The sequence below is a fragment of the Tritonibacter mobilis F1926 genome (assembly GCF_000376545.2).
GTDB classification, from domain to species: domain Bacteria; phylum Pseudomonadota; class Alphaproteobacteria; order Rhodobacterales; family Rhodobacteraceae; genus Epibacterium; species Epibacterium mobile.
On the sequence record NZ_CP015230.1, the window covers coordinates 3,037,434 to 3,057,207 of the forward strand.

Consider the following 19,774-nt stretch of genomic DNA (forward strand, 5'->3'; position numbering starts at 1 on the left):
TCTCCCTCCCCAGAGAAAACTTGACCTTTTCGAAAGCCTGAAACACTCTTTATTGTTGTAGACGTGAATTTACTCCGGCCCGACAAGCCGTAGAGTCACATCTTGTATTTCGAGTGAAGTATACGGCGGAGCCTCTCCGTGTACATCATTCAAGATTGATGGTCTGGAACGGGAAGAAGATGAGCAGATACACTATTTTCTTTGGTTTGGTGGCTTCTCTATTTTTCAGTGAAGCATCGCATGCTCAAGATATTGTGCTTGGTATAGGATATAATGATTTCAATTCAGATATTTCTGAGGACGGGGGATATGTAACAGCCGACTATCACGCTCATCGCAACTGGACGCTTTTCGGTTTCGAGTACGGTCTTGGAGCCACTGGGCAGATACACGAGACCGGAGAGATTTTTGTGGGCGGCGGCTTGCAGTTCCGACGTGATCTAGGAGACGTGTGGTTCGTTGAAGCTAGTGTTATGCCCGGATATTATTTTAACAATTCAAGAAGAAACGACCTCGGATCAGATTTTGAAATTAGATCTCTAATGGGAATAGGGAGATCATTGGGCAATGGATCATATGTTTCCTTGGCTCTTTCACATATTTCGAATGCCTCGATAGGTAGTGAAAATCCCGGTATGAATGCAATCTCACTGAGGTTCCACTTTCCTCTGTCTGAGCATCGCCAGAGAAACAGATAATCGAACGGGGTCGTTACACAAATCAGAGCCTGATCGCAGTTCGCCTTTCCCCGGACGGGTTTACCCTACAGCCACTATGACAAGAATGCCGAGCATCTTGAACCCGTTGAGCACGGCGATACGAACCTGTCACTCGGCGACCCAGCGATCGAAGTCACGGGCTATGAATGATTGGCCGCACAACTTAATGCAGTTCATTTTGGGTTCGACACAGCACAGATGGTGATATCTGCTCCATCGCCTCCAGATTACTCGGCCCAGATACTTTGATGCGCGCAAGGTTTCGTTTCATGCTACCGCTCTCGAGCTCGTAGACTTCTGGGGTTTGGCGTTGTTGCTTGGAGGAAGGAACGCGGCTGTACACACCTATCGGCCAGCCTCGCTGGCCGTTTTTTTACGTGCAGTTCCCGCGTCCCATGTTTCGTAATGGGCAGGGCAACAACGCCAATTTGAATGTTCTCGCGAGCTTGCTGACCAGACCCTATGATAAGAGCGCGTATCGAGATGAAAGGCTTTAAACGTTTACGTGTGGTACGCATATTTTACGCATATCTTCTCTTATACTTTGATTTTATATGTATTTAGTTGCCCTCTTGAGGCACCACACCTCCGATAACAACTCAGTATCAGAACGTTCTACGTACCTCGCTCTTTAACGGAATGTGCGACGACACTTGTGGATACTAGAAGGGTTAGGCAGAATGCCAGCCCATATCCGTTCGACTGAAATGTACGGTACGTGACAGATCATATCCGCTGCGATCGGCGCGACAAGCATACCGGTCCACACGTACGGCTGACCGCTTTAGGGTCAGTAAATTGAAATCATTTTCCTCACCACGCAACCGATCTGACAGGCTGGTTCCCACGTGGATTTGCAACACAGCCGGTGTCTGGTCGGGAACCATCGCAAAGGTGTCGGCGTACCAGCTATGCAAATGCCCGGATAAAATTATGTCGGTGCCAATGCGCGACAGCTCGGCGCGCGCATGCTGTGCGCCGCGTGTCAGCCGTTTGGTTTCACCCGGTTGATGCTCCAATGGGTGATGAGCGACGACGATGCGATAGGCTTCCTCGGGTGTCTGTGCAAAACAGGTTTGGACTCGTCTGATATCGCCTAGCGAAAATCGTCCCCTTTGCCATCCAAGCGGGTTCACAGAGTTCACGCCGACAACGGACCAATCCGTGTCATGAATCTGCGGTTCGAGATCGCAGGAGATCCACTTCTGGTATCGCCGCCATGGCATCAATACCCGCTCAAACAAGTTGTCGAGAGGGGTGTCGTGATTGCCCGGCACCACGAGACATGGCGCTTTGATGCGGTCGATCATCTCTCGTGCTCGCATGAACTGCCAATCACGCGCGCGTTGAGTTAAATCACCGGAAATCGCCACCAAATCAGGTGCAAGCCCGTTGATCTGTTCAATCAATGGATCCAGAAGTTCCGGGCGGTCACGCCCGAAATGAAGGTCCGACAAGTGCAGCAGACGTTTCAACGCGTTGCATCCCTAAAGTCTGTCGGGACAATGACCTGAAGCGCGTCTTCGCTCAGGTGTAATCGAAACGGTCCCTTCATGCGGGCACGCTCTCCGTCGCGCGCCACCAACAGTCTCTTGCGGCGACCGTGCAATTCAAAACTATCACTACACATGAGATGAAAATCGCGGTCTCGGCTGGCACGTCCAAGCAGCACCGCCAGACTGCTGCGCACCATCCCCCAGCGTCCATAATCGGGGGCAATCATCAGGGCCAGTTGGCCGTCGCGTATGCACTCTGCCCCCTCCATTCCCATTTGGCGCAACTGAAAGGCGTTATTGAACACAAAGACAAGGGGTGTACGCACCGTGGTGCGCTGACCGTCGGCAACAATGTCCAGTTCGAGTGGCCGCGGCCAACGAAACAACACCTTGAGCGCAGACCAATAGGCCGCAACCCGGCTGCGGCCCCAAAAGTCGTAAACCTCCTCACGGGATCGCAGGATTTGTGGATAAAGACCAAAATTGGCGTTGTTGAGAAACACTCGATCATTGAGCATTGCGACCCGCAGATCACGTTTATGGCCATGGGCAATGACCTCGACGGCGCCCTCAAGATCCTCAGGGATTCCAAGTGAACGGGCGAAATAGTTAAACGTGCCGCGCGGCAGAATGCCCATAGCGCAAGAACTGCCCTTCAAAGCCTGCGCAACGCCGCAAATCGTGCCGTCTCCACCAGCTGCGACAATCGTATCATGTCCTTCGGCGACGACCTCCTGCAGCGTCGATGTCAGGTCGCGCTTGGGATCAAGTTCCGTAATTTTCGGCGCGAGCCCGTGTTTTGCAAAGGCGTCTTTCAATGCCTGCGCACCACCCGCCGCCTCTTTCTTGCCGGAGTGGGGATTGTGCAGGATGCAGATGCTTTTTTGACGCCGTTGCGCAGTCGTGAGGGAATTGGCGTCAAACATCGCTAGATCCTTCGATATGACCTCGGGTGAGGGTGAAACCCGCTGGGGCCATTGCTCAGTTACCCGCCTAAAACGCGCCGAATGCGCAAAAGTTCCGCAGCACGTACCTTCAAGACAACATGGAACAGGCTGGTGCGCCTTCGTGTTGTCCCGATGAAACCCATGCGAAAGGAACACACCATGAGCGAGCGTAGCATCACTACAGTGAACCCCTTTAGCGAAGCCCCCCTGACCAGTTATCCGCTAATGTCCGACGATCAAATGTTTGACGCTTTACAGTCGTGTCATGCAGCTTTTGATCAATGGCGCCTGACACCCGTTGAGGAGCGGGCAGAGGTGATTGTAAGGATTGGCGAGGCGTTGAAAGATCGCAAGGAAGAGTTCGCACAGTTGATGACAGATGAGGTCGGCAAGCTCTTGCGCGACAGCCGCGATGAAATCGATCTCTGTGTTGGTATTTGCAAATGGACCGCTGCCAATGGGCCTGAGGTTCTGGCAGACGAGCACCGTTCGCTGCAGGATGGCCGTCAGGGCATCATCACCTATGCTCCGACGGGCGTGATCTATGGAATTCAGCCATGGAACTTTCCTGCGTATCAGGCCGTGCGTTATGCAATCGCAAACCTGATGGCGGGCAATGGAGTCTTGTTGAAACATGCCGCCAATTGCACCGGTAGCGGGATGCTTCTGCGCGAGATTTTTGAATCTGCGGGCCTTCCCGAGCACCTCTTTACGGTTCTCACCATTGACCATGATCAGTCTGACGCATTGATCGCTCATGATTTGGTTCGCGGTGTGACCATGACCGGTAGCGCCAAAGACGGCAGTGTTATCGCCAAAACCGCTGGCGCACATCTGAAGAAGACGGTTCTGGAGTTGGGTTCCAACGACGCGTATCTGGTACTGGAAGATGCAGACCTTGATGTTGCTGTTGAGAACTGCGTGGCTGGCCGACTGTATAACAACGGTGAAACCTGCGTGAATGCCAAGCGCTTTGTGGTGACCGATGCGGTCTATGATGCCTTTGTCGAGCGCTATGTTGCGGCGATGTCAGATGTTCCCCTCGGAGATCCCAATGCAGATGAGACTGGCCTAGGCCCGATGGCACGCGCCGATCTGCGGGATGAACTGCACGAACAGGTGAAGGCGAGCGTCGAGAAAGGCGCACGAATTGCCTGCGGTGGCGAAGTGCCGGAGGGAAAAGGGTATTTCTACCCGGCGACCGTGTTGACGGATGTCGCACCCGGTCAGCCCGCCTATGATGAAGAGCTTTTTGGCCCAGTCGCCTCGATCATTCGCGCACGCGACGATGAGGATGCGATGCGGATCGCCAACGACAGCCGGTTTGGCCTTGGCGGTGGCATCTTCTCCAGGGACGACGCCCGCGCGGTGCAACTCGCAAAGCAACATTTCGATACCGGCATGGTCTTTGTGAACCACTTCAACCTCGCCACGCCAGAGATGCCTTTTGGCGGCGTGAAAGATTCCGGTTATGGCCGCGAGCACGGCGGCTTTGGCATGCTTGAGTTCGTCAATGCAAAGGCGATTGCCGTGGCGGCATGAATAAAAACGGGCCGCAGCGGAGTTTTACTGCGGCCCATATTTGTCTCTAACATGGGATATTAAACCCAACTAGAGTGGTCTCAGGCTCCGGGGTTACTCGGGCAACAAGCCTTCTGGCACGTTTTGATAACATACCGGGCGCAGGAAGCGGCGGATTGCCAAAGTACCCACTGAGGTCGCACCAAAGTTCGTCGATGCGGGATAAGGTCCGCCATGAACCATGCTGTCGCAGACCTCCACGCCCGTCGGGAAACCATTGACCAATACGCGGCCTGCTTTGCGCTCGACGAGGGGCATCAGGCGGCGCGCCGCTTCTGTATCACCCTCATCCATATGCAGTGTGACCGTAAGCTGGCCGTGCAGACCTTGGGCCAGAGTTTCCATTTCCGCAGTGTCCCGAACCCGAACGATCAACCCCAGCGGGCCAAAGACCTCCTCGCCCAGCGCGTTGTTTTGCAGATACGCGCCTGCATCGGTTTCAAAGAGGTTAGGAAGCGCAGTGCGTCCCTCGCTATCATTGGTCAGAATGGGCCGCACTTCGGCGCTGGCGTTGATGCGTGCCTTACCGTTGCGATAGGCCTCTGAGATGCCATCTGTCAGCATGACCTGCGCAGGTGCATCTGCCAGTGCCTTGGCGGCGGCTTCAACAAATGCATCCCCCTGAGGCCCCTTACTCACAACGGCAATACCGGGATTGGTGCAGAATTGGCCCGCGCCCATGGTAAGCGATGCAGCCCAGCCTTCGCCCAAGCTGACGCCGCGCGCTTTTGTGGCTTCGGGGAAGACAAACATCGGATTGACGCTGCCAAGTTCACCAAAGAACGGGATCGGCTCAGGCCGCTGTGCGCAAAGATCAAACAGCGCGCGCCCGCCGCCGAGCGAACCGGTGAAACCAACGGCTTTAATCAAAGGGTGCTGAACGAGGGTCTGCCCGACATCGCGCTTGCCACCCTGAATGAGTGAAAACACACCCGCTGGCATGTCACAGGATTTGATCGCGGCATGAATGGCTTCGGCGATGATTTCGCCGGTGCCGGGATGGGCGGAGTGGCCTTTGACGACGACAGGGCAGCCCGCCGCCAGCGCCGCAGCTGTATCGCCCCCTGCCGTGGAAAATGCCAATGGGAAGTTTGATGCGCCAAAGACGGCAACCGGCCCAATCGGACGCTGGATCATTTTCAGATCCGGACGTGGCAGAGGCTGTCGATCCGGCAGGGCTGCATCATGACGTCGGTCGAGGTAGTCACCGGCAAGGATATGGTCCGCAAACAGGCGCAACTGACCTGTGGTCCGACCTCGCTCACCGTTCAGACGCGCTTCGGGCAGGCCAGTTTCCTCGGTGCCGATCTGGGTGATCGCCTCAGCGCGGGCCTCAATTTCATCCGCGATCGCATTGAGAAAGGCAGCACGATCTGCACGGCTGCTGTAGCCATATGACCAGAATGCGTCCTCCGCAGCCCGGCAAGCCTGATCCACGAGCGAAGGGGTGCCTATGCTGAAGGCATGCGCCTCGCCGTTTGCAGGCTCGGACATGAAGATCTGCTCGGAGACGACCCAGTCTCCGGCGATCAGGTGTTTTCCATGAGGGGCGAAGCTCATGCTGCGTCCTCCTTTTGCCAGTTGCTTACCATTTTGCAGGCGATTTCAAAGGCAGCACGGGTAGCACCCACGTCGGCCTCTCCGCGCCCTGCGATGTCAAATGCGGTTCCGTGGGCGGGCGTTGTGACCGGCACCGGCAGACCGCCCTGTACCGTAACACCACGATCAAAGCCCAAGAGCTTGAGCGCGATTTGCCCCTGATCGTGATACATGGTCACAACCGCGTCAATCTCTCCGCGTGTCACTTTGAGGAACACAGTATCTGAGGGCAGCGGGCCCGTAACGGCCATTTGCCCGCCCGCCATCTGGCGCACAGCTGGTTCGATCACGTCGATTTCTTCGCGCCCAAAGTTGCCACCATCCCCGGCGTGCGGGTTGAGCGCTGCAACCGCGATCCGCGGGCGGGCATACCCGGCCCGCCGCAGAGTGCGGTCAATCAGATGGGTGGCGTCTTCGATGCGCTCGGCGCTGATCACGTCGGCCACATCACGCAGGGCAATGTGACTGGTCACACGGCTGGTCCACATACCATCCAGCGTGTTGAGTTCGGAGATATAGCCGGTCACACCGAGTTTTTCGGCCATGTAGTGCAGCTCGTCCGAATGTCCGATCCCCGCCAGATGCATCGACGCCTTATTGAAGGGTGCAAAGACGATGGCATCAATCACACCCGTACGCACGAACTCCAGCGCTTGATCCAGCACTTGCAATGTGGAGCGGCCCGAGCTTTCGGTGCTTTGTGCCAGCACCACCTCGTCGGGGTTGATCGTGGTCATCTCGTGTAGGGCATAGCCTTCGACAGTGGACCAGTCCTGCTGGCTGGCATCTATTGCCGTCATGTCATGTGACAGACCCGCCTGCGCTTGACCCATTTCAAACACGTGACGGTCGCCGATCAGCAGGATTTGCGCGTCGTGTGTGATGTCGTCGGCCAAAAGCCGGGCGACCAGTTCCGGCCCGATGCCGCTGGGATCGCCGGGGATAACTCCTATCCGTGGGGACATGTTTACTCCGTTTCCGAAGCCTCGCCGCTCTCGCGCAAGGCATTCCTGATGTTGGCGACAGCCGAGGCCAGATGATGGCGCAGGGCGTCGGATGTGGTTTTGGCGTCACGGCGGCTCAGGGCGTCGACGATGGCACGGTGTTCGGCCAGCGTCTGGTCGCGCCCGGAACGGCGTTGCGACGATTGGAAACGCGCCCGCCACAGGCGCGCATTGTATTTGCGGTGGGTGTCGATGAGCGGCGCATTGCGGCTGGCCTGAACGATGGCTTCGTGCATTTGCATATCGAGCTGAAACGATTCAAGCGGTGGCAGCGTCCCAGCGCCGTCTTCCATCCGGCGCTGACAATCAACGACATGCGCGATTTCAGCATCGGTGATCAGGGCGCAAGCCAACTCCCCCGCGAGGGCCTCTAACGCGCCCATCACCACGAGATTCTGCTCGATCTCTTCGATGGGCGGATTAGCCACCTGCGGGCGACGGGTGACGGAATATTCCACCAGCCCGTCCTGCTCGAGTATGGTCAGCGCCTTCGTCAGCGGTGTGCGACTGATCCCCAGCGCTGCGGCCAGATCCCGTTCCGAGATATGCGCGCCGGCAGGCAACTTTTCCAGCAAGATCAGTTCACGCAGCTTGTCAGCCGCAATCTCGACCAGCGTGGCACGCGGACGTGCCAGTTCCAGTTCATTCGTATCAAGGTCAGAGATCTCGGCTTTTTTGCTCATGTTATTTTCCCCAGTTCAAAACCACAGGATCCAACGGGCGGATCAACCGAAAGAGAGCCTCCTTCGTCTGCGGATGCAATGGCGCGATAGGGTGACGGCAGAAATCTGACGCAATAACGCCGCCCTCAACCATCGCAGCCTTTGCCGAACGAAACCCACACTGACGGTTTTCGTGGTTCACTGCAGGCAAGACGCGGGCATAAGCCTCTGTGGCTGCGATCAAATCACCGGCTGCAAAATGCCGAAGAACCGGTTTGATCTGATCAGGGATCATAGCGCTGGTCATGGTGCCCGTGGCCCCCGCTTCGAGGTCCGCCAGCAGGGTGATCGCCTCTTCGCCATCAAACGGGCCCTCAATCGCATCGCCACCCTCTGCCACAAGTGCGCGGAGCTTGGCTGCGGTCTGCGGGCATTCGATCTTGAACAGTTTGACCATTTCGATCTCGCGCGCCATGCGCAGCAAGAGCGGAACAGGCAGATCTACTCCGGACAAGGGCGCGTCCTGAACCATAATCGGCAACCCCACATCGCCCACGCAGGCAAATTGTTCAAAGGTCTGCTCGGCTGTGCCCCGCATCAGTGCCCCATGATAGGGGGCCATCATCATCACCATGGCAGCGCCGTGATCTTTGGCGTGTTGGGCGCGTTCCACCGCGATCTGGGTTGCAAAATGGCTGACCGTCACGATCACTGGTAGCCGACCCGCCACATGTGCCAGAGAGATCTCTGTCAGCTTACGCCGTTCCTCGTCAGAGATCAGGAACTGCTCGGAATAGTTGGCAAGGATGCAGATGCCATCATTGCCCTGATCGACCATACAGTCGATCACGCGTTTCATACCTTCGTAATCAACGGTTCCATCCGGATGGAATGGGGTGGGCGCGACGGGCCAGATGCCTGAATATTTGGTCATTCTGTAATCTCGAAGTTATGAAGATGCTTGTCGGAAATCGTAATGCCGAGTCCGGGCAGATCATCGTCGAGCTGCAGGAAGCCATCTACCGCTTCCGGGTCGCCCTCGAAGATGTAGTAAAACAGCTCATTGCCGACTTCGACGTCGAAGACCGGGAAATACTCTGACATCGGACAGTTGGTGTTGGCCATGGTCAGGTGATAGTTATGCATCTGACCTGCATGCGGGATCACCGGGATCTGCGCGGCCTCTGCAATGGCGTTGATCTTTTGGGCCGCAGTGATGCCACCAACCCGGTTCGTGTCATATTGCAGGACGCTGACAGCCTTGCGATTGATAAGCTCTGCACAACCGATGACCGAGAATTCATGCTCACCGCCGGAAATCGGTACGATCCCCATCGCGTTGAGTTCAGCGTAGCCTGCCACGTCGTCCGCGATTACCGGTTCTTCCAGCCAGCGCGGCTCATATTTGGCCAGTTTGGGCAGCATGCGTTTTGCATAATCAAGGTTCCAGCCCATGTAGCATTCCAGCATGAGGTCTGTGTCGTAGCCGATCACCTCACGCAGCGCCTCGACCCGTTTGAGGTTCTCGCGCATGCCCGCCATGCCATCTTTGGGTCCATAGCCAAAGCGGGATTTGAAACCGGTGTAGCCGCTTTTCATCGCCTCTTCGGCCTCTGCCTGCATGTCCTCAACCGGACCTGCGTAGAGCTTGGAATAATAAACCGGGATCTTCTCCTTGGTCCGTCCGCCGAGCAATTTGAACACCGGCTTTCCAACCAGCTTGCCCATCAGGTCCCAGATCGCGATGTCGATCGCGGACATGGCCGTCATGCCGATGCCCTTACGGCCCCAAGCATGGCTACGGCGATACATCTTTTCCCAGATATAGGCGTAATCAAACGGATCTTCGCCCACCACCAAAGGGGCATACCAATCGTCGATTGCCTGTTTCACCAGCGTCGGCGCGAGGGCAGCATTGCCGATACCGATGGTGCCGTCTTCACATTCGACCTCGCAGGTCAGCCATTGGTGAAAACGAAAGGACTGCATCGCATCGCCCTTGATCCACAGGGCATCAGAGGCGTTTGTGCAGAAATTGCCTGTCGGTGGAACCGTTGGCCCTTTCCAGGTCCAGACGCGGGTTCGGACGGATTTGATCTTGGTCATCAAGGCCCCTCTCTCTTTTGGCTGGGTGTTCGGGACAGGCCGAAACACGAATCATGTTGACATCTGTCTTAACATGATAATGGTGTTTTGGAATGCCAAAATGCTGTAGCGCCAAAAACAAGGGAGGAGAGAGTAGAGCGCAAATCGGAACGCCTCATGCATTCCGATTGCCCTATACTAGCCCACCAAAACGGCGTCGGCCTGCGGCACGACTTTCCTGATCAACGGAGGAAGAATCATGGAAACCCTGACAAAAACACTGAGCGCCGGCCTCGCCGCCGCAGCCCTGACCATCGCGGCGCCTGTTGCGGCGGATACCTATGTTGTGGCGGTGGGCGCCGCCTCAAACAGCCTGCAAGGAAAAAGCGCCGCACGCTTTGCCGAAGAGTTACAGGCCCAGCTTGGGGATGCGCATAAGATCGAATTTTACGCCGATGCGCAGCTTGGCAATGAAAAAGAGCTGATGCAGAAGCTGCGTCTGGGTACTGTCGATTTCACGCTGATTTCGTCGATCATGACCAATGTCGCGCCAGAGTTCGCGCTATTTGACATGCCGTTCCTTGTGCAAGACCGCGCGCACCTGAAGGCCATCGATGCCAAGATTGTTCAGACCGATCTCGCTCCTCTGGCAGAGCAGGCCGGGCTAAAGGTTCTCTCCACATGGGAAAATGGGTTCCGCCAGATCACCAATAACACCCGTCCCATCAACACCCCCGCCGATCTGGGTGGTTTGAAAATCCGCACGCCTTCGTCGGAATGGCGCGTGTCGATGTTCAAGGAATGGGGATCGAACCCCACCCCGATGTCCTTTTCCGAAGTCTTTGTTGCCCTGCAAACCGGCACAATGGACGGTCAGGAAAACCCGCTGACGAACATCGTCGGTGCGAATTTCCAAGAGGTGCAGAAATACCTCAGCCTGACCGGCCACGTCTATTCGCCCACCTATCTGACCAGCGGCGCGCAAACGTGGGAGAAACTGCCCGATGATGTCAAAGCAGCCGTCACCGAAGTTGCAGCTTCGGTTCAGGACTGGGCGCTTGAGCAGGGCGAAACCGCCGACAACGAGCTGGTCGATAAGGTTCGTGCCGCCGGTGTCGAGGTCAATGTGGCAGACAAGGCAGCCTTTATCGCGGCGTCAGCCCCAATCTACGAAGCCTTTGCAAATCAGGTGCCCGGTGGTGATGCGCTTGTCAGCCGCGCACAAGATCTGGCCCAGAAATAACCATGCGCTCCGGTCGGCCATAACCGGCCGGAGCCAACTTGAGACAGGAGATGGGCATGATCGCAATGATCGAGCGTATACTGTTACGGGCAATCGAGACGATCTGCCTATTGCTGCTGGTAATCCTGGCAGTGTCCGTCGTGTATTCGACCACCATGCGATACCTTGGCGCGTCGCCCGCGTGGTATGATGAAATTGCCAGCGTCCTTCTGGCGTGGCTCACTTATTTCGGCGCGGCCTATGCGGTGTTCCTGCGCCAGCACATGGGATTTTCCGGCATTGTGACCGCGCTGCCAAAACCGCTGGCAGTTGCGCTGGCGCTGTTTTCCGAACTCTTGGTGATCACCTATTTTGCGGTGGTTGCGTGGTACGGCAATGCGGTGCTCGCCGTGGCCAAGTGGGACTCGCTGCTCTCGCTGCGCTGGATGACATTGGACATCGTTCAATCCGTGATCCCGATTGCCTCGGTCATTATGATTATCGGCACCGTGTTGACGCTCCCCCGTGCCCTGCGTTTTGCGGCTGAAGGGATCGACCCGGAACATGCCGAGATCGAACAGGCCATCGCAGAGGCCGAAGCAGAAAATTCCGCAATGGCAGAAAAGGAGGGCGCAAAATGATCCTGCTGCTGACCACAATCGTCCTGATCGCACTGATCCTTATCAATGTTCCGATTGCCGTCGCGATCGGTGTTGTCTCGATGGGAGGTTTCCTGCTGACCGCAGGTCCCGAAAGCCTGAACGACATGGTGATCAAGCTCTATTCGGGTTCGACCTCCTTTCCTTTGATCGCCATTCCACTGTTCATTCTGGCCGGGAACCTGATGAACACTTCCGGGATTTCACTTCGGCTTATCAATTTTGTGACCGCACTGATCGGGTTCATCCGAGGCGGTCTCGGCATGGTGAATATCGGTGTCTCCATGGTGTTTGCCGAAATCTCCGGCTCTGCCGTGGCTGATGTGGCTGCGACCGGCACGGTTTTGATCCCCGAGATGAAGAAGCGCGGCTACTCACGCACATTGGCGGCAGCGATCACCTCTTCATCGGCATCACTAGCGATTATTATCCCGCCCTCAATCCCAATGATCCTGTACGGAGCAATCGCGGAAACCTCGGTGATTAAGCTCTTTGTTGCAGGCGTGGTGCCGGGATTGTTGGGGGCCTTCTTGCTGATGCTCGTCACGTGGGTGCTGGCGGTGCGCTACGATCTGCCGCGCGCCGAAGGGTTTGACCCCGCGCACGTCTGGCGCACCTTCAAAGAGGCCTTCTGGGCGCTCACCATGCCAGTGATTATCCTTGGCGGGATCTTCTCTGGCTTTGTCACTGCAACCGAGGGCGCAGGGCTTGCCGTTGTGGCCGCATTGGTGATCGGTCTGTTTATCTACCGAGATCTGGATGTGTCACGACTGCGCAAAACCATGCTCGAAGGGATCAGCCAGACCGGGATTGTGATGCTTCTGGTCTCCACATCTGCCGCTCTGGGCTTGTTCCTTACCCAAGCGCAGGTCCCGCAGCAATTGGCGGCGCAGATCACAGAAGTCACCACCAACCCGCTGATTGTTCTGGCCCTGCTGAACATACTCCTGCTGGTGCTGGGCATGTTCCTGCATGGTGCGGCGGCGATCATTCTGGTGGTGCCCGTGGTGATGCCCTTGGTCAATGCGGTGGGGATTGACCCCATTCACTTTGGCATCATGGTGACGCTGAACCTTGCCATCGGGCAACAGACCCCGCCGGTTGCATCGGTCCTGATTACCTCTTGCTCGATTGCGCGTGCCGGGATCTGGGAAACCTCACGTACCAACCTGCCCTTTATCGGGGTGCTGGCGCTGATCTTGCTCTTGGTGACATATGTGCCGGAGCTCTCCTTGGGGCTGACACGCTTCCTCGACTAAACACAATACCCCCGGCCAAGTCTCGCTTGGCCGGGGGTATTTTCATCTGGCGAGGCGAACAGTGGCAATGTTCCCAGCCGGTTTTCAGCTTTTCACGTCGCCCTTGCTTGGTTCCGAAGTATCATCCAGATCGATTTCGACGTCATCACTGACATCAATCGGCTCGGGGTCAACGATCGTGAGCGCGCCGGTACCAGCCTCTGCACGCGCCGCCAGCAATGGCAGCATCGCAGCCCCAGTCGCCGAGTGATATTCAGGTGTTTCAGGGCGCTTCCAGGTCAGCGTGTCAAAGCTTGCGCAGTTTTCACATGTCGGCGCCCACTCCGCGTGGATGTGATTGCAGCTCTCGCAAACCCACTGCGGCCCGCGCGGCGCAGTAAGCGCCTTCGTTAGCCACCCCTGTACCATGGCATCGGGGCCACCTTCGCCTTTTTCAATTGCTGCCATCAGCGTCAGTGCGCGTGCATCCGGCGCACGGTCCACCAGATCGCCCAGCGCGCGACGTGCTTCAGGGAAATCTTCTGCGACGATCAAAAGCTCTGCCCGCACCAGACGCGTTTCATCGTGGTCTGGTTTCACCCGCAACAAGGTCTCGAACCGTTTCACACGCTCCTGCGCGCTCTCATTGGGTTCAATCTCAGCAAAGGCATGAGCCAAATCGGGATGAGGCTGCGCCTCCCATGCTTTCTTGAGAATACGCACCGCATTGCGCGGCTTGCCTTTTGCGATGTAGCTGCGCGCGGCAAGGGCTGCAGCAGGCACCAGATCTGGCGAGAGGCGGTTGGCCTCAATGGCCTGTTCCTGTTGTTCCGGTGTGGCTTCCTCAGCCAAAAGGGCCTTGGACGAGGAAAGCGCAAGCACGGCGTCACGACGTTTAAACACCTCGCGCGGTAGCGTTCCGGTCTTGAGTTTGGTCGCCAAGGTCTGACGCGCGCCTGCCCAGTCTTCGGCCTGCGCTTGCAATTTCAACAGGGTGTCTTGCACCTCTTCGTGCTTGGGCCGCAATGCGAGCGCCTTTTCAGCCAGTTGCCGCGCGGTCTCGGTATCCCCTTCAGAGAGTTTCTGTTTCATGATCCCGCGCACGCCAACAAAACGGGTGGATTGATCGGACAACAGACGTTTGTAAGCCTCTGACGCCTTATGCGTGTCGCCAGCCATTTCCGCAGCCTGCGCCACCACAAGATCCGTCAGGGCCGGGTCTTGAAGATAGCGCTCTGCTTTTGCAGCTTTTGAAAGCGCTGTGCGCCCCTCGCCCACAGCCAGCGCCATGAGACTGTCCGACAACGCCTGATAGCCGCGCCGCTCACGCCCTTTGTCGAAATAGCGTGACAGAGCCGTTTCATCGCCGTTCAGAAAACGCAGCGTCGCGATCAACAGCGACAACAGCTTAAAGAACAGCCATGTCAGTACCATCAGCGCCACCAGCGCCATCACGGACTGCAGCGCACCCAGTGTATATTCGGTGCCTGCAACGGTGATTTGCAAACCTCCGGCGGTTTCCATCAGGACGCCCGCACCGAAGGCCATAAGCGCAACGATCGCGACGAATACGAGAATCTTCAACAATGACCAGAGCATGGCGACGTCCTTAGTTGGCGTTCAGGCTTTGCGACAGCGCGTCGGTGGCGGCTTCGGCATCAAGACGAATCCGTGCCGATGTTTGCCAGGCCTCTAACTGTGCTTTTGCGCTATCAGGCAGGGCTGCAAGTTCATCTAGCGCGGCGGATATATCTGCGCCCTCAACGGCAGCACCGGCGCGTGACAAAATCGCATCCGGATCATCGCCTTCGCGTGGGGCAACGGAGCGCGCACCAAGATGGCGATTCACATAGGCCATGATGCCACCACTGCCTTTGGTTTCCTCTCGCGCTGCTGCAAGCGCCGCGCGGGCAGCCGGGGCAAACCCGTCGCGCAAACCAGCCAGCGTCGCAACGCCTGTGTCTGCCGCGACTTGAATATCCTCAGGCACCTCAACTTGAAGACGGCTGAGTTCCGCAACCAGATCACCATAAGGCGCACCCGCATCCAATGCGGAGCGCAGGCGCGAAACCACCGATTGTGCGGCGGCTATGCGCGCGGCTTCCGCACTCGCACGCTCCATTTCTTGCGCCTCAGTGACCATGCGTTTCACTTCAGCCTGCTGCTCGCTCAGGCTATCGCGGACACGCTGCAGTTCTGCTTCAAATGCCTCGACTGCGTCAGCGGATGCACCTTCAGTAATTGGGCGCGCTTCCAATGCTGCGACACGGTCCGAGAGGCCTTGCAGTGTTTTTGCCACTTCCGCGTTCAGATCGGACCCCGGTTGGTCCTCAGCTTCTTGAGCAGTCTCAAGCGCGGACAGACGTGCATCAATCGGTTCAAGATCAGGCACGTCGATCGCCGAAACGCTACTGCGAAGGTCCGCGAGTTGCGATTTCAAATCCGCCTGAGCGGTCTGCAACGGTTCGATATCAACACTGCTGCCGCGCAAAGAAGGCGGCAGAACGCCGTCGAGCACATCACCCTTGCCCGCAACAAAGCCGATCAGCGCCGCTACGACGCCTCCCAGAACCGCAGCCCCAAAGCCGCCGCGCTTTTCAACGATGCGCTCTTGAATCACAGGAACAGGCGCTGACTCTTCGTGGGTTGCGCCCAGTTCGGTCTCGGTCTCGGTCTCGGTCTCGGTCTCGGTCTCGGTCTCGGTCTCGGTCTCGGTCTCGGTCTCGGTCTCGGTCTCGGAAACAGGCACTTCGGTTTCAGCGAAGTCGTCAAGTTCCTCCGTGGCCAGCCGCTCTTCGACCTTCTCTTTACTTACCTGTTCAGACTCTGTGCTGAGATCCTGCTCAAGATCGTCCCTGGACTCCTCCGGGGTCGGTTTTGCCATGTCACCAGTTTTCTTGTCTTCAGCCACTCTGGCCTCCCCCGATTCCCCAAACGTACTCAACACCCTACGGTCCGACCCTAGTCTTCAGACGGCTCCGTCTCAACCCGAAGCCACGTCTGTGCGACATCACACACCAATTCCACCATCGCTTCAGCTGTTGGAAACTTACTTACGTGTCGTGCACCACTTTGCAAGCGCGGCATCACCTCGGCGACCTGCTCACTCATTGCAATCAGCGACAAATGCGCATTTTCAGGACATAAGCTGGCAAAATGCGCAGCGGTGCGCGGTGAAAAAAGCGGCACGATCAACGGCCTCTGCGTCGCAAGCGCCGTATCAGCTTCTGCCGTAAAAGAAGATAATTCCTGACGATAAATCGCCATGCCAGTGCATGAAATCCCCGTATCCGACAGGCGCTTTGCAACTGCTCCACGGGTATATTCCCCGTGTAGATGTAGCAGATTTCCGCCCGGCGCATCAGCCCGCAAGGCTGCGATCAAGGCATCAGCGGTGTCACCAGAATACTGCGCGTCCCATCCTGCCATTCTTGCTGCTTTCGTCGTGCGCTCCCCCACGCAATAGGCTCTAATACGAAGAGGTTGACCATCTGAAGCCACCCTCACCCCCTCGCCCGAGGTAAAGATCACCGCATCCACACCACCAAGATCTATCATGATCGGCAGAGCGGATATCTCCAGCAGCGGAGAATAAATGATGGGTAAATTTGCGCGCAGATTAGACGGCAATAACTCAACAAACCGCTGCGCGGCCTCGCGCGGGCGCGTCATCAGAAGGGCTGGCCCGTTCTCGTTCACCTGCACGCTCCCGGGATTGTTTGCATCACCTCATGGTGGTAGCCCCGCAGCACAAAGGATGCAACGGTAGGCCTATGACCCAAACGCTCACTCTTCTTGGACTGGAAAGCAGCTGTGACGACACTGCTGCCGCCATTGTACGGCAACAGGACGGTGCCCCTGCAGAAATCCTGTCGTCGGTCGTCTTTGGCCAGACGGAGCTGCACAGCGCTTTTGGCGGTGTCGTGCCAGAGATCGCCGCCCGCGCTCACGCAGAAAAGCTCGATACTTGCGTGCGGGATGCCTTGTCTGAGGCAAATCTGACGCTGGATGACCTCGACGCAATAGCCGTTACCGCAGGTCCGGGGCTCATCGGCGGCGTGATGTCGGGTGTGATGTGTGCAAAGGGGATCGCGGCGGCAAAAGGGCTGCCTTTGGTGGGTGTTAATCACCTTGCAGGGCATGCGCTGACGCCGCGGCTGACGGATGATATCGCTTACCCCTATCTGATGTTGCTGGTTTCAGGTGGCCATTGCCAATATCTGATTGCGCGCGGGCCAGAGGCGTTCTCTCGCCTCGGTGGAACGATTGACGATGCGCCGGGTGAGGCGTTTGACAAAACCGCACGCCTGCTCGGCCTGCCACAACCCGGCGGCCCATCCGTGCAAAAAGAAGCCGAGCACGGCGACCCGGAAAGGTTCCGTTTTCCGCGCCCCCTACTGGACCGCCCCGATTGCAACCTGTCCTTTTCCGGACTGAAGACTGCTTTGATGCGGATGCGGGATCAGATCGTGACGGAAAAAGGCGGATTAACCCGGCAAGACCGCGCCGATCTTTGCGCCGGTTTTCAGGCTGCTATCGTCGATACATTGGTACAAAAAACACGCCGCGCGCTCAGGCTCTACCTGGATGAGGACCCCACGCACCCCACGCTGGCGGTGGCAGGAGGCGTTGCGGCCAATACGGAAATTCGCGCTGGCCTAATGGCTCTATGCGCTGAATTAGAGACTGATTTTCTCGCGCCTCCCCTAAATCTATGTACGGACAACGCGGCCATGATCGCCTATGCCGGGCTTGAGCGATTTCGCACCGGAGCACGCGATGGCATGGATCTAGCTGCCCGCCCGCGTTGGCCGCTGGACCAGACCAGCCCCGCGCTTATTGGCAGCGGGAAAAAAGGAGCGAAAGCATGAGCGTCGCGGTCCTCGGCGCAGGTGCTTTTGGCACCGCCTTGGCGATCTCGCTGGCGCGCAAAGCACCTACAACGCTCTGGTGTCGTGATGAGACCCATGCGGCCGAAATGCAGGCCTCTCGCGAAAACACCCGCCGCCTGCCGAAAGCACCCCTGCCCGCGTCCCTGACCGTCAATTCGGACAATGACTGTTTCGAGGCGCATGATGTGATCCTCCTTGCGGTGCCGATGCAGAAAATGCGTAGCTTTCTGGCGCAGCATCGCGCGGCGCTTGCGACCAAGACACTGGTGGCCTGTTGCAAAGGGATCGAACTCGACACTGGGTTGGGTCCTGTCTCCGTGCTGCGTGAAGCGGCTCCTGAGGCAACAGCGGCCTTGCTGACTGGCCCCAGCTTTGCCGCAGATATCGCAAAAGGCCTGCCCACCGCGCTGACGCTGGCCTGCGACCCGGACGAAACCGGAAAGACGTTACAATCCAGCCTTTCCACGGACAATCTACGGCTTTATCGCACCACGGATCTGGTCGGTGCCGAGATTGGTGGCGCGCTGAAGAACGTTATCGCAATCGCCTGTGGTGCGGTCATCGGCGCACAGCTTGGCGACAGTGCCCGCGCGGCGCTGATGACACGCGGCTACGCAGAGATGCAGCGACTGGCCCTTGCGCGCGGTGCACGGCCGGAAACCCTCGCTGGGCTTTCTGGATTTGGCGATCTGACACTGACTTGTGGCTCGGAGCAGTCGCGCAACTTCCGCCTTGGCCTCAGTCTGGGGCGTGGCGAAGTTTTTGACCCGTCGATCACCGTTGAAGGCGCCGCCACCGCCCGCGCAACGGCAAAAGCCGCCCAGGTGATGGGGCTGGAGATGCCGATCACGCAAACGGTAACCAATTTGCTGGATCAAAGGTTGACGATCACGGATGCTGCGGATCAACTGCTTAAAAGACCACTAAAAGAGGAATAAAATGCTTATTGCATTGATTGCCCGCGACAAACCCGACCATCTGCAAACCCGTCTCGACAATCGTGCGGCACATCTTGCCTATATCGAGGAGACTGGAGTTGTCGCCCAAGCGGGCCCTCTGTTGGACCAGAACGGCGAGATGGTTGGTTCTCTGGTTATTCTCGATGTCGAAGATATGGCCGCTGGCGACGCATGGGCTGCCAATGATCCCTACAACAAGGCTGGTCTGTTTGAAGCGGTCGAGTTGATCACCTGGAAGAAGGTCATCGGCTGATGGCGTATTGGCTGTTCAAATCCGAACCCAACACCTGGGGCTGGCACGACCAGGTCGCCAAAGGGGATGCTGGCGAGGAATGGGACGGCGTGCGCAACTATCAGGCCCGCAATTTCATGCGGGAGATGAAGCTGGGGGATCGCGGGTTTTTCTATCATTCCCTGAAGGAAAAATCCGTGGTCGGGATCGTCGAGGTCTGCGCCGAGGTGCACCCAGACAGCAAAACGGATGATCCACGCTGGGAATGCGTGGACATCAAGGCCATTCGCGCGTTTGCACAGCCGGTATCTCTGGACCAGATCAAGTCAAACCCGGCCCTGGAAAACATGATCCTGGTCAAGAACTCGCGGCTCTCCGTCCAACCGGTGACAGAGGCCGAGTGGAATGAGATCTGCAAGATGGGACGCACAGAGGCCGATTGACCGGATCGCGTGATCTGGCATTGATGTCCTTAACCC

General features: G+C 57.4%; 19 protein-coding genes and 1 pseudogene. 9 read left to right on the top strand and 11 right to left on the bottom strand.

Annotated features, from left to right (window positions below; genetic code table 11):
* Positions 1 to 179 precede the first annotated feature (179 nt).
* Positions 180 to 698: an acyloxyacyl hydrolase gene (locus K529_RS23115; protein ID WP_080929655.1), complete on the top strand. Its 519-nt coding sequence runs from the start codon at positions 180 to 182 to the stop codon at positions 696 to 698.
* Between the two features lie 60 nt (positions 699 to 758).
* On the opposite strand, the pseudogene K529_RS23870 reads toward K529_RS23115, so the two are convergent.
* The 3 genes and pseudogenes from K529_RS23870 to K529_RS14350 all read right to left on the bottom strand — a co-directional run.
* Positions 759 to 1,052 (bottom strand): annotated as a pseudogene (locus K529_RS23870) (IS5/IS1182 family transposase); the annotation flags it as partial.
* Positions 1,053 to 1,390: 338 nt separating this feature from the next.
* A complete protein-coding gene (locus K529_RS14345; protein ID WP_005616412.1) occupies positions 1,391 to 2,194 on the bottom strand; it encodes a metallophosphoesterase family protein in 804 nt (267 codons plus the stop codon).
* Positions 2,191 to 3,141 carry a diacylglycerol/lipid kinase family protein gene (locus tag K529_RS14350; protein ID WP_005616415.1) on the bottom strand — a complete coding sequence of 317 codons (951 nt, stop codon included), beginning with the start codon at positions 3,139 to 3,141 and terminating at the stop codon, positions 2,191 to 2,193. Before K529_RS14350 ends, K529_RS14345 begins: the two co-directional genes overlap by 4 nt.
* Positions 3,142 to 3,321: 180 nt before the next feature.
* On the opposite strand from K529_RS14350, the gene K529_RS14355 reads away from it, so the two are divergent.
* Positions 3,322 to 4,704 (top strand): NAD-dependent succinate-semialdehyde dehydrogenase, encoded by a 1,383-nt coding sequence (locus tag K529_RS14355; protein WP_005616417.1) that lies wholly within the window; start codon positions 3,322 to 3,324, stop codon positions 4,702 to 4,704.
* A 93-nt stretch (positions 4,705 to 4,797) separates the two neighbouring features.
* On the opposite strand, the gene K529_RS14360 is transcribed toward K529_RS14355, so the two are convergent.
* Genes K529_RS14360 through K529_RS14380 form a run of 5 tightly spaced genes read right to left on the bottom strand, consistent with a single transcriptional unit; the run spans position 4,798 to position 10,114 of the window.
* Positions 4,798 to 6,303, bottom strand: coding sequence for an aldehyde dehydrogenase (NADP(+)) (locus K529_RS14360; RefSeq protein WP_005616421.1), 1,506 nt, complete (start codon positions 6,301 to 6,303; stop codon positions 4,798 to 4,800).
* On the bottom strand, positions 6,300 to 7,307 hold the full coding sequence (locus K529_RS14365) for a 4-hydroxythreonine-4-phosphate dehydrogenase PdxA (RefSeq protein ID WP_005616424.1): 1,008 nt from the start codon (positions 7,305 to 7,307) through the stop codon (positions 6,300 to 6,302). The genes K529_RS14360 and K529_RS14365 overlap by 4 nt, the downstream gene beginning before the upstream one ends.
* Positions 7,308 to 7,309: 2 nt before the next feature.
* Positions 7,310 to 8,029 carry a GntR family transcriptional regulator gene (locus K529_RS14370; protein ID WP_005616427.1) on the bottom strand — a complete coding sequence of 240 codons (720 nt, stop codon included), beginning with the start codon at positions 8,027 to 8,029 and terminating at the stop codon, positions 7,310 to 7,312.
* A gap of 1 nt (position 8,030) precedes the next feature.
* A complete protein-coding gene (locus K529_RS14375; RefSeq protein ID WP_005616429.1) occupies positions 8,031 to 8,942 on the bottom strand; it encodes a dihydrodipicolinate synthase family protein in 912 nt (303 codons plus the stop codon).
* Positions 8,939 to 10,114 carry an L-rhamnonate dehydratase gene (locus tag K529_RS14380; RefSeq protein WP_005616431.1) on the bottom strand — a complete coding sequence of 392 codons (1,176 nt, stop codon included), beginning with the start codon at positions 10,112 to 10,114 and terminating at the stop codon, positions 8,939 to 8,941. Before K529_RS14380 ends, K529_RS14375 begins: the two co-directional genes overlap by 4 nt.
* Before the next feature lie 238 nt (positions 10,115 to 10,352).
* Between K529_RS14380 and K529_RS14385 the strand changes: the two genes are divergently transcribed.
* Genes K529_RS14385 through K529_RS14395 form a run of 3 tightly spaced genes read left to right on the top strand, consistent with a single transcriptional unit; the run spans position 10,353 to position 13,233 of the window.
* A complete protein-coding gene (locus K529_RS14385) occupies positions 10,353 to 11,336 on the top strand; it encodes a TRAP transporter substrate-binding protein (RefSeq protein WP_005616433.1) in 984 nt (327 codons plus the stop codon).
* A gap of 56 nt (positions 11,337 to 11,392) precedes the next feature.
* Complete coding sequence (locus K529_RS14390; protein ID WP_009177759.1) at positions 11,393 to 11,956, top strand: TRAP transporter small permease; 564 nt, start codon at positions 11,393 to 11,395, stop codon at positions 11,954 to 11,956.
* Complete coding sequence (locus tag K529_RS14395) at positions 11,953 to 13,233, top strand: TRAP transporter large permease (RefSeq protein WP_005616437.1); 1,281 nt, start codon at positions 11,953 to 11,955, stop codon at positions 13,231 to 13,233. Before K529_RS14390 ends, K529_RS14395 begins: the two co-directional genes overlap by 4 nt.
* 84 nt (positions 13,234 to 13,317) lie before the next feature.
* On the opposite strand, the gene K529_RS14400 is transcribed toward K529_RS14395, so the two are convergent.
* Genes K529_RS14400 through K529_RS14410 form a run of 3 tightly spaced genes read right to left on the bottom strand, consistent with a single transcriptional unit; the run spans position 13,318 to position 16,911 of the window.
* Positions 13,318 to 14,811: a heme biosynthesis protein HemY gene (locus K529_RS14400; RefSeq protein WP_005616440.1), complete on the bottom strand. Its 1,494-nt coding sequence runs from the start codon at positions 14,809 to 14,811 to the stop codon at positions 13,318 to 13,320.
* 10 nt (positions 14,812 to 14,821) lie between these two features.
* Positions 14,822 to 16,123: a COG4223 family protein gene (locus tag K529_RS14405; RefSeq protein WP_065317481.1), complete on the bottom strand. Its 1,302-nt coding sequence runs from the start codon at positions 16,121 to 16,123 to the stop codon at positions 14,822 to 14,824.
* A 50-nt stretch (positions 16,124 to 16,173) separates the two neighbouring features.
* Positions 16,174 to 16,911, bottom strand: coding sequence for a uroporphyrinogen-III synthase (locus tag K529_RS14410; protein WP_052032036.1), 738 nt, complete (start codon positions 16,909 to 16,911; stop codon positions 16,174 to 16,176).
* Between the two features lie 74 nt (positions 16,912 to 16,985).
* On the opposite strand from K529_RS14410, the gene tsaD reads away from it, so the two are divergent.
* Genes tsaD through K529_RS14430 form a run of 4 tightly spaced genes read left to right on the top strand, consistent with a single transcriptional unit; the run spans position 16,986 to position 19,738 of the window.
* The gene (gene tsaD, locus K529_RS14415; RefSeq protein ID WP_005651894.1) at positions 16,986 to 18,083 is read left to right on the top strand and encodes a tRNA (adenosine(37)-N6)-threonylcarbamoyltransferase complex transferase subunit TsaD; all 1,098 of its coding nucleotides are present in this window, start codon (positions 16,986 to 16,988) and stop codon (positions 18,081 to 18,083) included.
* A complete protein-coding gene (locus K529_RS14420; RefSeq protein WP_005651893.1) occupies positions 18,080 to 19,042 on the top strand; it encodes an NAD(P)H-dependent glycerol-3-phosphate dehydrogenase in 963 nt (320 codons plus the stop codon). The genes tsaD and K529_RS14420 overlap by 4 nt, the downstream gene beginning before the upstream one ends.
* 1 nt (position 19,043) lies before the next feature.
* Positions 19,044 to 19,316 carry a YciI family protein gene (locus tag K529_RS14425; RefSeq protein WP_005651891.1) on the top strand — a complete coding sequence of 91 codons (273 nt, stop codon included), beginning with the start codon at positions 19,044 to 19,046 and terminating at the stop codon, positions 19,314 to 19,316.
* Positions 19,316 to 19,738 carry an EVE domain-containing protein gene (locus K529_RS14430; RefSeq protein ID WP_005651888.1) on the top strand — a complete coding sequence of 141 codons (423 nt, stop codon included), beginning with the start codon at positions 19,316 to 19,318 and terminating at the stop codon, positions 19,736 to 19,738. The genes K529_RS14425 and K529_RS14430 overlap by 1 nt, the downstream gene beginning before the upstream one ends.
* Positions 19,739 to 19,774 lie beyond the last annotated feature (36 nt).

Coding starts and splice junctions, on each gene's coding strand:
- K529_RS23115 (WP_080929655.1), top strand. CDS start 180: ATGAGCAGATACACTATTTTCTTTGGTTTGGTGGCTTCTCTATTTTTC.
- K529_RS14385 (WP_005616433.1), top strand. CDS start 10,353: ATGGAAACCCTGACAAAAACACTGAGCGCCGGCCTCGCCGCCGCAGCC.
- K529_RS14350 (WP_005616415.1), bottom strand. CDS start 3,141: ATGTTTGACGCCAATTCCCTCACGACTGCGCAACGGCGTCAAAAAAGC.
- K529_RS14360 (WP_005616421.1), bottom strand. CDS start 6,303: ATGAGCTTCGCCCCTCATGGAAAACACCTGATCGCCGGAGACTGGGTC.
- K529_RS14380 (WP_005616431.1), bottom strand. CDS start 10,114: ATGACCAAGATCAAATCCGTCCGAACCCGCGTCTGGACCTGGAAAGGG.
- K529_RS14370 (WP_005616427.1), bottom strand. CDS start 8,029: ATGAGCAAAAAAGCCGAGATCTCTGACCTTGATACGAATGAACTGGAA.
- K529_RS14355 (WP_005616417.1), top strand. CDS start 3,322: ATGAGCGAGCGTAGCATCACTACAGTGAACCCCTTTAGCGAAGCCCCC.
- K529_RS14390 (WP_009177759.1), top strand. CDS start 11,393: ATGATCGCAATGATCGAGCGTATACTGTTACGGGCAATCGAGACGATC.
- K529_RS14430 (WP_005651888.1), top strand. CDS start 19,316: ATGGCGTATTGGCTGTTCAAATCCGAACCCAACACCTGGGGCTGGCAC.
- K529_RS14365 (WP_005616424.1), bottom strand. CDS start 7,307: ATGTCCCCACGGATAGGAGTTATCCCCGGCGATCCCAGCGGCATCGGG.
- K529_RS14420 (WP_005651893.1), top strand. CDS start 18,080: ATGAGCGTCGCGGTCCTCGGCGCAGGTGCTTTTGGCACCGCCTTGGCG.
- K529_RS14395 (WP_005616437.1), top strand. CDS start 11,953: ATGATCCTGCTGCTGACCACAATCGTCCTGATCGCACTGATCCTTATC.
- K529_RS14400 (WP_005616440.1), bottom strand. CDS start 14,811: ATGCTCTGGTCATTGTTGAAGATTCTCGTATTCGTCGCGATCGTTGCG.
- K529_RS14425 (WP_005651891.1), top strand. CDS start 19,044: ATGCTTATTGCATTGATTGCCCGCGACAAACCCGACCATCTGCAAACC.
- tsaD (WP_005651894.1), top strand. CDS start 16,986: ATGACCCAAACGCTCACTCTTCTTGGACTGGAAAGCAGCTGTGACGAC.
- K529_RS14375 (WP_005616429.1), bottom strand. CDS start 8,942: ATGACCAAATATTCAGGCATCTGGCCCGTCGCGCCCACCCCATTCCAT.